Origin of the sequence: Arthrobacter sp. 7Tela_A1 (genome assembly GCF_049311065.1) — a bacterium.
In the GTDB taxonomy this organism is placed as follows: domain Bacteria; phylum Actinomycetota; class Actinomycetes; order Actinomycetales; family Micrococcaceae; genus Arthrobacter_B.
Genome location: NZ_JAXIOO010000015.1, coordinates 30,749 through 43,524, shown reverse-complemented (window position 1 = coordinate 43,524; position 12,776 = coordinate 30,749). Strand labels below are relative to the sequence as shown.

13 protein-coding genes are annotated in these 12,776 nt (G+C 67.0%); 1 reads left to right on the top strand and 12 read right to left on the bottom strand.

What is annotated here, in order from left to right:
• Positions 1 to 148: 148 nt before the first annotated feature.
• The 12 genes from TVB01_RS08425 to TVB01_RS08370 form a co-directional block, all read right to left on the bottom strand.
• The gene (locus TVB01_RS08425) at positions 149 to 1,345 is read right to left on the bottom strand and encodes a flagellar hook protein FlgE (protein WP_422455452.1); all 1,197 of its coding nucleotides are present in this window, start codon (positions 1,343 to 1,345) and stop codon (positions 149 to 151) included.
• A gap of 78 nt (positions 1,346 to 1,423) precedes the next feature.
• Positions 1,424 to 1,894, bottom strand: a complete 471-nt coding sequence (locus TVB01_RS08420) for a flagellar hook assembly protein FlgD (protein ID WP_422455451.1) — start codon at positions 1,892 to 1,894, stop codon at positions 1,424 to 1,426.
• 15 nt (positions 1,895 to 1,909) lie between these two features.
• A complete protein-coding gene (locus TVB01_RS08415; RefSeq protein WP_422455450.1) occupies positions 1,910 to 3,241 on the bottom strand; it encodes a flagellar hook-length control protein FliK in 1,332 nt (443 codons plus the stop codon).
• The gene (locus tag TVB01_RS08410; protein WP_422455449.1) at positions 3,238 to 3,891 is read right to left on the bottom strand and encodes a C40 family peptidase; all 654 of its coding nucleotides are present in this window, start codon (positions 3,889 to 3,891) and stop codon (positions 3,238 to 3,240) included. Before TVB01_RS08410 ends, TVB01_RS08415 begins: the two co-directional genes overlap by 4 nt.
• Positions 3,892 to 4,323 carry a flagellar export protein FliJ gene (locus tag TVB01_RS08405; protein ID WP_422455448.1) on the bottom strand — a complete coding sequence of 144 codons (432 nt, stop codon included), beginning with the start codon at positions 4,321 to 4,323 and terminating at the stop codon, positions 3,892 to 3,894. It lies immediately after the preceding gene.
• A gap of 2 nt (positions 4,324 to 4,325) precedes the next feature.
• On the bottom strand, positions 4,326 to 5,759 hold the full coding sequence (locus TVB01_RS08400) for a FliI/YscN family ATPase (protein WP_422455447.1): 1,434 nt from the start codon (positions 5,757 to 5,759) through the stop codon (positions 4,326 to 4,328).
• Positions 5,756 to 6,373, bottom strand: coding sequence for a FliH/SctL family protein (locus tag TVB01_RS08395; RefSeq protein WP_422455446.1), 618 nt, complete (start codon positions 6,371 to 6,373; stop codon positions 5,756 to 5,758). Before TVB01_RS08395 ends, TVB01_RS08400 begins: the two co-directional genes overlap by 4 nt.
• Positions 6,363 to 7,490, bottom strand: a complete 1,128-nt coding sequence (gene fliG, locus TVB01_RS08390; RefSeq protein ID WP_422455445.1) for a flagellar motor switch protein FliG — start codon at positions 7,488 to 7,490, stop codon at positions 6,363 to 6,365. Before fliG ends, TVB01_RS08395 begins: the two co-directional genes overlap by 11 nt.
• Positions 7,487 to 9,094: a flagellar basal-body MS-ring/collar protein FliF gene (gene fliF, locus TVB01_RS08385; protein WP_422455444.1), complete on the bottom strand. Its 1,608-nt coding sequence runs from the start codon at positions 9,092 to 9,094 to the stop codon at positions 7,487 to 7,489. Before fliF ends, fliG begins: the two co-directional genes overlap by 4 nt.
• The gene (gene fliE / locus TVB01_RS08380) at positions 9,094 to 9,402 is read right to left on the bottom strand and encodes a flagellar hook-basal body complex protein FliE (protein WP_227896154.1); all 309 of its coding nucleotides are present in this window, start codon (positions 9,400 to 9,402) and stop codon (positions 9,094 to 9,096) included. The genes fliF and fliE overlap by 1 nt, the downstream gene beginning before the upstream one ends.
• Positions 9,402 to 9,794: a flagellar basal body rod protein FlgC gene (locus TVB01_RS08375; protein ID WP_422455443.1), complete on the bottom strand. Its 393-nt coding sequence runs from the start codon at positions 9,792 to 9,794 to the stop codon at positions 9,402 to 9,404. Before TVB01_RS08375 ends, fliE begins: the two co-directional genes overlap by 1 nt.
• Positions 9,794 to 10,138 carry a flagellar basal body rod protein FlgB gene (locus tag TVB01_RS08370; protein WP_422455442.1) on the bottom strand — a complete coding sequence of 115 codons (345 nt, stop codon included), beginning with the start codon at positions 10,136 to 10,138 and terminating at the stop codon, positions 9,794 to 9,796. The genes TVB01_RS08375 and TVB01_RS08370 overlap by 1 nt, the downstream gene beginning before the upstream one ends.
• Positions 10,139 to 10,369: 231 nt before the next feature.
• Between TVB01_RS08370 and TVB01_RS08365 the strand changes: the two genes are divergently transcribed.
• Complete coding sequence (locus tag TVB01_RS08365; RefSeq protein WP_422455441.1) at positions 10,370 to 12,760, top strand: ATP-binding cassette domain-containing protein; 2,391 nt, start codon at positions 10,370 to 10,372, stop codon at positions 12,758 to 12,760.
• Positions 12,761 to 12,776: the final 16 nt, after the last annotated feature.

The following is a 12,776-nucleotide window of genomic DNA, read 5'->3' as shown; positions in this document are numbered from 1 at the left end:
GTTGCCGCTGTCCGTAAGGAAATGGGGCCTGCGGCCCCGCTCCGCGCTCCCGGAAGACGCCTGGTCCGGCCGCCCATGTTCCGGCCGGGCCGCCCCCCGGGGCCCCCCCCCCGGGGGGGGGGGGGGGGCGGCCGGGCGGCGCGCAGTGCTAGCGCTTGAGGTTGGTCAGTTCCTGCAGCACTTCGTCCGACGTGGTGATGATGCGTGCATTCGCCTGGAAGCCGCGCTGCGCGACGATCAGGTTGGTGAATTCCTGGGACAGGTCTACGTTGGACATTTCCAGCGAACCGGCAATGGCGTTGCCCATGCCGGGATCGCCCGGACCGCCCAGGACGGGGTTGCCGGAGTTCACCGTGGCGGTGTAGCCGGAGTTGCCGGCCTTCTCCAGGCCGGCCGGGTTGGTGAAGGTGGCGACGGCGATGCGGGCCAGGGACTGCTTGGCGCCGTTGGTGAAGGAGCCGATGATGGTGCCGTCCTTGGCGATCGAGAACGATTCCAGGGTTCCGGCCGCGCGGCCGTTCTGGTCGGTCACCGAAGCGGTGCTGACGCCGGCGTTGCTGGTCAGTCCGCTGAGGTTCACGGCCACGCCGCCAACATTCAGCACGGGATTGGCGCCAGCGGCCTGCTTGCCGTCAGTGAAGGCCAGCGAAACAGGGGTTGCGTTGGGGGCAGACACGTCCCAGCCGGTCCCCGTGCGGGTGAAGGTCAGGGAGACAACCGTGGCGTTGCCGTTGGCGTCGTAGACATCCATGTCGCGGACGATCGTGCCGGCAGGCACGGCTGGAGCGGCGTTCTGGTCACCGGCAGTCGTTTCAGAGGGCAGGTTTCCGCCAACCGTGGCGGCGCTCGTCGCGACGGCCGGAGCGATGGCGCCGTCGGGCAGCTGCACATTGCCCACCGCACCGCCGGTGTTGATGACGCCGTTGACGCCGGTCCAGCCCTGGACAATCTTGCCGTCCGTGGTGACCAGGCGGCCGTCTGCATCGAGGTCGAAGGCACCGGCCCGGGTGTAGGTGGTCTGCGTTCCCTGCCGGGTGACGAAGTAGCCGTCACCGGAGATCATCATGTCCGTGGCGCGGCCGGTGGACTGCGCGGAGCCCTGCGTGAAGTTGGTGGTGATGCCGGAGACCAGCACGCCCAGGCCGACCTGTGCGGGGTTGCCGCCGCCGTTGTTGGCGCCGGGGGCAGTGGCACCCTGCGTGAGCTGGGACAGCGTGTCCTGGAACTGGACGGCGGTGGCCTTGTAACCCGTGGTGTTCACGTTGGCGATGTTGTTGCCGGTGACATCGAGCATGGTCTGGTGCGAGCGGAGTCCGGAGATTCCGGAGTACAGGGAGCGGAGCATGGGATACGCCTTTCAGCTGGTGGGTTCGGAAAGTCTCAAAAAATCTGGAGGGGTTGGTGAAGTGCCGCGGAGGCCGGGCTACGCCGTCGTGCCCGGGGTTCCGGAACCGGCGTTGCCGCCGGGGGCGGGAGCCGCCGTACCTGCAGCGACTACGCCGGAAACGGCATCGAGGAGGACATCCACGCCGTCAACGTTTACTGTCGGCACCCCTTGGAGATAGGAAACCGATCCGGCAGTTCCGGTGACGGCTTCCCCGGCGGCATTGGTGTACGTCACCGTCTGGCCGATGAGTCCCGCTGCGGCCATCCGCATCTGCAGGGAGAAGTTCTCCTCGCTCATGGTCGCCATGTTGGTGAGCTGTTCCATGGTGGCCAGCTGGGTGGTCTGGCCGATCATCTCATTGGTGTCCATGGGCGAACTGGGGTCCTGGTTGCGCAGCTGGGTGACCAGCAGGGTCAGGAAAAGTTCGCTGTCCATGACCTGTTTGGGCGCACGGACGGCCTCCGCAGCGGTGGCCCCGCTGGTTGGTGCTACTGCTTCTACCGGCATGGGTGGTTCTCCTTCTCAGGCCAGGATGTCGAGGGTAGTTACCGCACCGTGGGCCACGGGTCGGAAAATCTGCTGTACGGGAATCGGCGCAGCCTCTGCTTCTGCGCGGTGGCGTCCGGTGCCGGTGCCGGGTTCAGCGGCTTCCCCGTGACCGTCCGCTTCTGCACCGGGCTGGTCCTGGGAAGAGAGGGAGAGCGAGGTGTTCAGGCCGGCCCCCGAAAGGTCCCGCCGCAGGTCGGTGAGGATGGTCCGCAAAGCCTCGCGGCCGGCGTCGTTCGGGGCAAAGAGTTCCACCCGGATCCCGTCGGCGCTGACATGGGCGCGAACCGTGACCGGACCGAGGTTCTCCGGGGTGACGCTCAGGGTCATGACGTGTTCACCGGCAGCTGCGGAGTTCAAGCTGAACAGCGGCTGGGCGACCTGCGTCAGCAGCGGGACCGGCTGCGCCGGTGCCTGTGCGGGTGCAGGGGCCGGTGCCTGGACCGTCACCGGGACGGCGGGCGCCTGAAGCGGCAGTGCAGGGGCCGCCGCGGCGGTCCCTGGGGCAGCGGCAGGTGCCGCGCCGGCGGGTTCGGCGCCGTCGGTCGCAGCAGTCGGGGCAGCCGCGGCCACCGGAGTGGCCGGGGTGCCTTCCGGATGCGCTCCGGCTGCCGGTACGGCAGCTGCCCGGGCCGCCGCAACAGCGTCCATTCCACCGCTGCCCTGCGGCGTACCGGCGGAAAGCGGGTTTCCGGCCGCCGGCTGGACCGGCGCAGGCAGAACCGTTCCCGGGGCCGGTTCCGCGGGTGTCGGGGCTGTTCCCGAAGCTGTTGCGGAACCTGTCGTCGAACCTGGAACCGCAGCTGCGGCAGCCGCGGCGGTTGGTGCAGCGTAGAACCTTGCCGTCTCTGCGGTGTCCTGCCCCGCGCCCGACAGCTGTCCGGCTGCCTGCACGGCAGCGCCGTCGTTGGACTGGACCGCAGGCATACCGTTTGCCGGCAGCTGCAAGGCGGCCGCCTCCGTCTCCACCGAGACGATGCCGCTGCGGCCAGCTGCCGCAGCAGGCGACTCAGCATCCGCAACAGTGCCTGGGTCGGGAACGGTTCCCGCCAATGCCGGCAGTGTTTCGGCGAATCCGAAGCCGGCGGCCGCCAGGGCGGCTTCAGCGTCGGTACCCGCGGCTGGCTGGTCTGACTCATCCGCGGGAGCACCGGACCCCGAACCGTGCTGCTGGACGGGGAGCGCGCCGGCGGAGGCCGCCTCCAGGGCGGAACCAAACCCGGCACCGCCGTCAGCGGTAGCCGATTCAGGCCGTCCGCCGGCCGGGGCGGCCGGGCGGGGCGCCAGGAAAGCCGCTGGAATACTCACTGGGCCGCTCCCATCAGGGATGCCTGCATGGCCCGTGCGGAGGCAACCATGTCAGTGATTGCTGCAGCCGTTGAGGGCGCGGATGCTCCTTGGACAGCGGCAGTTTCGGTGGGCAGGATGCGCCGGATGGTGGTGATGTTGGCATCGGTTTCCCAGGCGTCACGGACCTGGATGGTCTTGCCCGGCTGCGGGGCATCCACCACCTTGCCGTCGCCGAGGTAGATGGACACGTGGCCGCCGTCGTGGGTAAACAGCAGGTCGCCTGCCTGTGCCTGCGCCAGGGAATCGACCTTGGTTCCGCTGTTCATCTGGTCCCAGGTGACGCGCGGAAGGCTGTGGCCAAGATCCTTGAAGACGTTCTGAACAAAGGAGGAACAGTCCAGTCCAACGGCCGGATCGTTCCCGCCCCAGACATAGGGCAGGCCAACGTATTTCTCCACGGAGGCCATCAGCGCTTCGTTGGAGGCTCCCCCCGGAGCCGCAGCGCTGCCGCTTACGGCTGAGAGCGCGGCTGCAAAGCCGGTGTCGCCCCCGAGGGACGCGGAACGGGCCGCAGGAGCGGAAGCCGCCGAAGCGGCGGACGTCCCGGAAAGTGCGTCGATCGTGGAACGGATCTCCTGGATCCGGCCGATCGCGTCGGTCATGCTCATTTACAGGGCTTCTTTCTGCCGGCGGTGCCAGGTGGTGCCGGCAAGTTCATCCAGGACCGTCTGTTCGGCGTGAAGATCCTCGACGGCGAGGGCTTCGGCATGTTTGTCTTCCAGCTTTTCCAAGCCCACCGACCGTGCCCGGGCGGCATGGAACTCGGTCTGGGCATTGCTGGCTGCCGCGCTGTCCAGGGCTTCGGCGGACAGCAGGTCAGCGAGCAGACTGCGGGATGAAGCACGTGCCGCGGCAATGGCATTCAGGGTTGCCGGGTCAGCGGCTTCCAGCGGGGTTGCCGCGAGCGAGTCGTAGGCTTCGCTCCGGGCGGCGGAGGTGCGCCGGAGCTTGGCGTTGGCAGCGGCCAGCTCCCCGGCAGCGCTGTCCTGCTGCAGCCGGCGCAGCCTCAGCAGCCCGGCCAGCGGAAAATCACGTCCCATGCCTAAACCCCCAGGTTCCGTGTGAGTTGGTGCAGTTGATCCCACGCAGCATCCGCCGGAGTCTGTTCATCCATGCGCTGCTGCAGGAATGTGTTGATGGCGCTCTCATGGTCCACGGCCGCGTCCACCAACGGATTGGTTCCGCGCTGGTAGGCGCCGACGTCGATCAGGTCCTGCGCCGACCGCCGCGCGGCAAGCACGCGGCGCAGGCCGGAGGCAGCCTGGCTGCGTTCGCGCGGATTGACGCGGGAAGCAACACGGGAGATGGAACCGAGGGCGTCCACCGAGGGGAAATGGCCGGCGACGGCGAGCTTGCGGTCCAGGACCACGTGGCCGTCCAGGATGGAGCGGGCCGAGTCCGCGATCGGTTCGTTGTGGTCATCGCCGTCCACCAGCACGGTGTACATCCCGGTGACCGAGCCGGTCTTGTCCGTTCCGGCGCGTTCGAGCAGCTGGGCCAGCAGGGAGAAGGTCGACGGCGGGTACCCGCGGGTGGCCGGGGGTTCACCAACGGACAGGCCGATCTCGCGCTGGGCCATGGCCACGCGGGTCAGCGAATCCATCATCAGCATGACGTCGGCGCCGCGGTCGCGGAAGGATTCAGCGATGCGGGTCGCGACGAACGCAGCCCGCAGGCGCATCAGGGCGGGCTCGTCAGAGGTGGAGACGACGACGATGGAGCGGGCCAGGCCCTCTTCACCCAAATCGTCTTCGAGGAATTCCCGGACCTCGCGGCCACGCTCCCCCACCAGGGCAATGACGGAAACTTCAGCATCGGTGCCGCGGGCAATCATGGACAGCAGGGAGGACTTTCCCACGCCGGAGCCGGCGAACAGGCCCATGCGCTGCCCCTTGCCCACGGTGGTGAGGGTGTCCAGCACCCGTACGCCCAGCTGCAGGGGTTCGGTGATCCGGGAGCGCTGCATGGCGGACGGAGTTTCATGGTCCAGGGACACGAACGCTTCCACGTCCAGCGGTCCCTTGCCGTCGATCGCCCGTCCCAGCCCGTCCAGGACCCGGCCAAACAGTCCGTTTCCGGTAGGAACACGCATCGGTGCTCCCTTTGAACGGGCCGGGCTGCCGGAGGTCAAACCTGCCAGGCGGCCGAACGGCATGCAGCGGATGCCGTCCCGCGTCGCGGCGACCACTTCGGCGTCCACGGAGGCTTCAGGTTCGCCCAGGCTCACCAGGTCTCCGACGGCGCAGTCAAGGCCGGTGACTTCGACGCTCAGGCCAAGGACGGAAGAGACTTTGCCAACCCGCTGCGGGCGCGCTGCGGCAAGCGCCTGCGCGAAGGCCTCGGGCTTCGGGCGCCACGTGATGGGCTGCGTTTCGCGTGCCTCGGCGCGGCGCCGGTCGCGGCGGCTGGGCAGGGGCGGGGTCTGGACCTGGGCCTGGTTCTGAGTCTGGGTCTGGGGTTCGGCAGTGAGCGTCATGCGCCGTCTCCCAGCAGGGCGGCCCGGGCACGGGACAGGGCGCTGGACAGTGCGGCGTCCAGGAAGCCGTCGGGGAACTCCGTGACCGCGTCGCCGCGCTTCAGGCCGGCGTCCGGGGTAAAGATCACGCCTGCCTGATTCAGGGTGTCGTTGTCCAGGAGCTGCAGATCATCAGGGTGCATGCGAACGGTTTGGACCAGCCCGACGTCAACGCCGTTAAGGGCGCGGTCCAGTGCTGCGCGCGCCGAGGATTCTCCGTTGGCCAGTTCGCGGCCCAGCAGGGCCTCGGCGAGTTCGAGAGCCGCGGCGGCCAGCGAGTCCTGGACCTGGGCCACCACGGGAACGGTCAGCTGCGCCACGCTTTGTTCGGCGGCGTTCAGCAGCGCCAGGGCGTGGTCCGCGCGGGCACGCAGCGCGGCCCGCTCCGCGTCGAACCGGGCCTTGAGTTCCTGGCGGACCCGGGCAGTCTCAGCCGCGGCTGCATGCAGGCCTGCGGCGTACCCCGCGGCATGCCCTGCAGCCCGGCCGCGTTCCGCGGCACGCTCAACGTCATGGCCGCCCAGGGTCGGGTAGGCCATGCGCGCGAACGTGCGCTCCGCAGACTCAGTAGACATACTCTTCCTCGTCCGCATGGTGGATGGTGATCGCGCCCTGGGCTTCGAGGTCGCGGATGGCACGGACGATCGTCGCCCGTGCTTCCTCGACCTGGGACAGGCGGGCCGGTCCGGATGCGGCAATTTCGTCGTCGAGAATTTCCCGGTTGCGCTCGGACACGTTGGTCCGCACGGTCTCCAGGACGGATTCGTTGGCGCCCTTCATGGCCAGTGCCAGGACTGCCACATCGATTCCGCGCAGTACCAGCTGCACATCGCGGCGTTCGAGCTTGGTGAGGTCCGCGAAGGTAAGCATGCGCGAGCGGACTTCTTCGGCCAGTTCCGGGTCGCGGGCATCGAGGGCTTCGAGCAGCGCGCGCTCGGTGGCGGCGTCGGCCCGGTTGATGATGTCCACCAGCGGCTGGATGCCGCCGATCTGGTCCGCGGCCTCGCGGGCTGCGCCCACGGCGGTGGCACGGGCCTTGAGCGTCTCCGCGACAATCCGAATCGCTTCGGGAGTCGCGCGGGACATGTTGGCAATGCACTGTGCGACGTCGGTGCCCAGCTGCTCCGGGAAGCCGCCGATCACGGCGGAGGCACGCTGCGGCCGCATGTGCGCCAGGACCAGGGCGATGGTCTGCGGCAGTTCGTTTTCCAGCAGGCTGACAATCTGGACGGCTTCGGCGCGTTCCAGGAACTCGAAGGACTTCCCGGCCATGGAGGAGGCCAGCCGGTCCATCACGCCGGAGGCACGTTCGGTGCCGAAGGAGGCTTCGAGCAGGCCCATGGCGACGTCGCGGCCGCCGTGGGCACGGCGCCTGCCGTCCACGGTCATGTCGTAGAACTCGTTGATGACCGCTTCCACCAGTGCCACGTCAACGCGGCGGAGGTTCACGATCTCGGCTGCCAGTTCCTGGGCCTCCGCCTCGGTGAACTGCTGCAGCACGGTGGCGGCGCGGGAGGTTTCCAGCTGCATCAGGATAACGGCAGCCTTCTGCATGCCGGTCAGCTTGGGCAGGACAGGCTTGGGGACCGTCGGACGGATGGCCGGGACGGCCGCTGTCGGAGCGTCCGAGGGCTGGGATTCGTCGGGTTTGGGCATGGTGGCCAGTGCTGTCCCGGAACTCTGCTCGCTCATACGCGCTGCCCCTCATCCATGAAGTTGCGCAGGTAGTCCGCGGTGCGGCTGGGGTCCTGCAAGGCGAGGTGGTCCAGTTCTTCGAGCTTGCGCTCGGAGTCCGCGGCATTGGCAACGATCCTCATGGAAGCGGTGTCCACCGGCGGTTCCAGGGCGCTGCGGCCGGAATCCTGTCCAATCAGGGCCAGGTTTGCCGGCGGGGCCAGCGGATCCAGCTCGGGCAGGATGCCGATGTCCACGGCTTCACGGTTCTGGCGGCGTGAGCGCATGGCGTAGGCGATCAGGGCCAGGATGACCGCCAGGACAATTCCGGCGGCGAGGATGCCCGTCCTCAGCAGTTCAGCCCGCCGCTCAGCTTCTTCGGCTGCCTCGGCCGCTGCCAGGGCTTCCTGGGCAGCTTCGGCTCCGGTGGCGTTGAAGGCAACCATTTCCACGGTGAGTTCGTCGCCGCGGGCTTCGCTGATGCCGGCGGCGTTGGCGACCAGCGCCCGGATATCGGCAACGTTCATCCCGGCGGCTGTCGCGGAGTTCAAGGCCACCGACACGGTCTGGCGGTTCAGGGCACCGGCGGGGATGTCGCGGGTTTCGGTGACCTTGTTGACCGCATTGTTCTTGGTGGTGGACTCAGAGGTGTAGTTGCCGTCGTCGTCGCCGCCGTCGGGAACAGCGATGTTGTCCGGGCCCAGGATTCCGGCGGCGGTGTTGCCGTTGCCGCCGGTGTATTCCTCGGTGGTGGTCGCTTCGTTCAGGGCGGGGGTGCCGTCGGGATTGGTGAAGGTTTCCTCCACCCGGTTCGCGGATTCGTAGCTCATGTCGGCGGCCACGGCGACCGTGGCGTTGCCCGGCCCCACAACCTGGTCCAGCATGGTCTGCACGGATGCGGCCACGCGCTCTTCGTAATCGGTGGCCTGCTTGTTGGCCGAACCGGTGGCGCCCACGCCTACGGCGGAGAGCACGGTTCCGGCGGAATCGATCACGGCCACGTTGGTGGCCTTCATGCCGTCGATTGCAGCCGAGGCTAGGTGCACGATCGCCTGGACCTGGTCGCCGCTGAGCGTCACTCCGGATTCGGTGTCGATGAAGACTGACGCGGTGGGATCCACTTTCTCGGAAACGAAGACCGTTTCTTCGGGAAGCGCCAGCTGGACCGAAGCGGTCTTCACGCCGTTGAGCGCGCCGATGGTCTTGGCGAGTTCGCCTTCCAGTGCCCGCTTGTAGGTCACTGACTGCTGGAACTCGGAGGAGGTCACGCCCATGTCATCGAGCAGCGAGTAACCGCCCGTGGAAGACGCGGGCAGCCCGGCACCGGCGGCCTTGAGCCGCTGGTCGTAGACGTTCTGCTCCGGCACCATGATGGTGCCGCCGCCGTTGGCGATCTCGTACGGGACGCCGTCGGCCTGCAGCTGCTCCACGATGGTGTTGGCATCGGAGGGCTGGAGGCCGGAGAACAGCGGTGAGTAGGAAGGCTTGGTGGCCCAGCTGGCCAGGGCGAAGATGCCCAGGGCCAGGACAGCGATGCCAATCAGCGCAAGGGTCTTCTGCGCCAGAGTGAACTGGCTGATGGTTTTCCCCAAACGGCCAAATGCCGCGTTCACCTGTGTCATTAGGCCTGCATCCGCATGATCTCGTTGAACGCGTCAACGCTCTTGTTGCGCACGGCGGCCACCAGTTCCAGCGTGACGGAGGCACGGGTGGAAGCGATCGTGGCGGCGTGGATGTCATCCAGGTCCCCGGTGACGGCCTTGACGGCCAGTTCCTTGGAGGTGGAGGAGAGCTGCTGCGCGTTGTCAACGGCGCCTGCGAGCTGCGTCGCGAACCCGGAGCCGTCCGTGGCCGGCGCAGCGGGTGCGGTGTTCTCGAGGTAACCGGTGGGCAGGGTACTGACAACGGCGCCTACGGCGGGAACGGGCATCAGGAGCGTCCAATCTGGAGAGCGGCTTCGTAGGTGGCCTTGGCGCGGTCAACGACGGCGGCGTTGGCTTCGTAGCCCCGCTGCGCCATGATCAGGGCGCTCATTTGTTCGGCCATGTCGATGTCCGGGTAGCGGACATATCCGTTTTCGTCTGCGAGGGCGTGGTTGGGTTCGTGGACCATCCGGCCCTCGCCGTCGCCGTATTCAACGCCTGAAACGAAGACTCCGGTGTTCTCCGCCCCTTCGCGGGCGATGACGTAGCGGGCCTGGAAGGCGGTGCCGTCGGTCGACGAGGCGTTGTTCATGTTGGCGAGGTTGTCCGAGACAGCGTCCAGCCACTTGCGGTGGACGGTCAGGGAGGTACCGGCAATGCCGATGGCGTCGAAGGTCATTACTGTGTCCTCATCGCGGTACGGAGGGAGTTGGCTTCTCCGCCAACTGCTTGGGAAGCGAACTGGAAGCGCAGCACCGTATCGATGTTGGAGAGCGTCTCGGTGTCCAGGTTGACGTTGGAGCCGTCGAGGCGGGTCGGTTCCAGGGAACGGGCGGTGACTGACTCCGTGAAGGACTTGTTTCCGGCCCTGACCGACTTTGCCAGGGCGTCTTCAAAGCTCACCCGCTGGGCGTGGTAGCCGGGGGTGTTCACGTTGGCGATGTTGTTGGCAATGGTGCGCTGGCGCAGGGCCAGGCCATTGAGAGCGCTTTGCAGCGCCACCGAGGACACGGAGTCGAACACAGGAAAACCCGCTTCTTATGGGGGAACAGAGCGGCCGATCCGTGGCCTGTTGCGTGAGCTATCCATGCTCACTGCTTGCTATCGGCGGCTTGGCGGCTTGCGTAAGTATTTTTCTGGGTATGGCGCGGGGATAAACCAAGTAGCAGGGTGGTCGGAATTCAAGAAGCATGCCGTCCCGCAGCACGGGTAACGTGGCACACCAGACACGCAGGACATTCCCAGGGAGCAACCATGAGCACAGCCACGGATCCTTCAGCGCAGTCCCCAGTGGTTCATCCCGCGGACAGCCACGATCTCATCAGGATCATCGGTGCCAGGGAGAACAACCTCAAGGACATCGACGTCGACATCCCCAAGCGGCGGCTCACGGTCTTCACCGGTGTTTCGGGATCCGGGAAAAGCTCACTGGTCTTTGCCACGATTGCCGCGGATTCCCAGCGGATGATCAACGAAACCTACAGTGCTTTTGTCCAGGGGTTCATGCCCAACCTGGCCCGGCCCGACGTCGACCGCTTGGAAGGGCTCACGACGGCGATCATCGTGGACCAGGAGCGGATGGGCGCCAATCCGCGGTCCACCGTGGGAACGGCCACCGATGCCAACGCCATGCTGCGCATTCTTTTCAGCCGGCTCGGGAATCCGCACATCGGCTCCCCCAACGCCTACTCCTTCAACGTCCCGTCCGTGAAGGCGTCCGGCGCCATCACCGTAGAGCGCGGCGGCAAGACCAAAGCCGAGAAGGCCACCTTTAACCGGCTGGGCGGAATGTGTCCGCGCTGCGAGGGCATGGGGAACGTCAGCGACTTCGATCTCGCTGTGCTCTTTGACGACTCCAAGTCCATCCAGGAAGGTGCACTCACCATCCCCGGCTACAGCATGGACGGCTGGTACGGGCGGATCTTCAGCAACACCGGACTCTTCCCAGCGGACAAGCCGATAGCGCGGTTCACGAAGAAGGAGCTGCAGGCGCTGCTCTATGCGGAGCCGACGAAGCTGAAGGTGGACGGCATCAACGTCACCTTCGAGGGGCTCATTCCGAAGATCCAGAAATCCATGCTCTCCAAGGACCGAGAAGCGATGCAGCCCCACATCCGGGCTTTCGTGGACCGGGCGATTACCTTCTCCACCTGTCCCGAGTGCGGGGGCACCCGCCTGGCGCAGGAGGCACTGTCCTCGAAGATCCGGGGAAAGAACATCGCCGAACTGTGTGCGATGCAGATCAGCGACCTGGCGGAGTGGGCGCGGGAGCTGGACGAGCCGTCGGTGGCCCCCCTGCTGGCCGGGTTGCAGCACCTGCTGGACTCCTTTACGGACATTGGGCTTGGCTATCTGTCCCTGGACCGCCCGTCAGGCACCCTGTCCGGCGGCGAATCCCAGCGGACCAAGATGATCCGGCATCTGGGATCCTCCCTGACGGATGTGACGTACGTGTTCGATGAACCAAGCATCGGGCTGCACCCCCATGACATCGAGCGGATGAACCAGCTGCTGATCCAGCTCAGGGACAAGGGCAACACCGTGCTGGTGGTGGAGCACAAGCCGGAAATGATTGCCGTTGCCGACCACGTAGTTGATCTCGGTCCGGGAGCAGGTTCCGGCGGCGGAGAAATCTGCTTTGAAGGCACGCTCGACGGTCTTCGCGCCTCCGGGACCGTCACCGGCCGCCATCTGGATGACCGGGCCCGGTTGAAGGACACCGTGCGGGAGCGTTCGGGGGTGCTTGAGGTTCGCGGCGCTTCGTTGAACAACCTGCAGGACGTCGACGTCGACATTCCCCTCGGCGTCCTCTGCGCCTTGACGGGGGTGGCGGGATCCGGCAAGAGTTCCCTGATCCGCGGTTCGGTGGCCAAGCGCGACGGCGTCGTGGTGATCGACCAGGGTGGCATCAAGGGTTCGCGGCGCAGCAACCCTGCGACCTACACCGGCCTGCTGGAACCGATCCGCAAGGCGTTCGCGAAAGCCAACGGGGTGAAACCGGCGCTGTTCTCCTCCAACTCGGAGGGCGCCTGTCCGGTCTGCAACGGTGCCGGGGTGATCTACACCGACCTTGGAGTCATGGCCACGGTGGAGTCCACGTGCGAGGAGTGCGAAGGCAGGCGGTTCCAGTCCGCTGTGCTGGAGTACACGCTCGGCGGCCGGAACATCGCCGAGGTGCTGGCCATGTCCGTGACGGAAGCGCTCGGGTTCTTTGCCGACGGCGAGGCGAAAACCCCTGCGGCCCAGAAGGTCCTGGAGCGTCTGGCGGACGTGGGGCTGGGCTACCTCAGCCTGGGGCAGCCGCTCACCACGCTGTCCGGCGGCGAACGCCAGCGGTTGAAGCTCGCTGCGCAGATGGCGGACAAGGGCGATGTCTACGTCCTCGATGAACCCACCACGGGACTCCATCTGGCCGATGTGCGGCAGCTGCTGGGCCTGCTGGACCGGCTGGTCGACTCCGGAAAGTCCGTGATCCTGATCGAGCACCATCAGTCGGTCATGGCCCACGCGGACTGGATCATCGACATGGGTCCGGGAGCAGGGCACGACGGCGGCCGGGTGGTGTTCGAGGGGACGCCGGCGGACCTGGTGGCCGGGCGTTCAACCCTGACCGGGGAGCACCTGGCAGCCTACGTGAGCGGTTAGCACCGCCCTGCAGGAA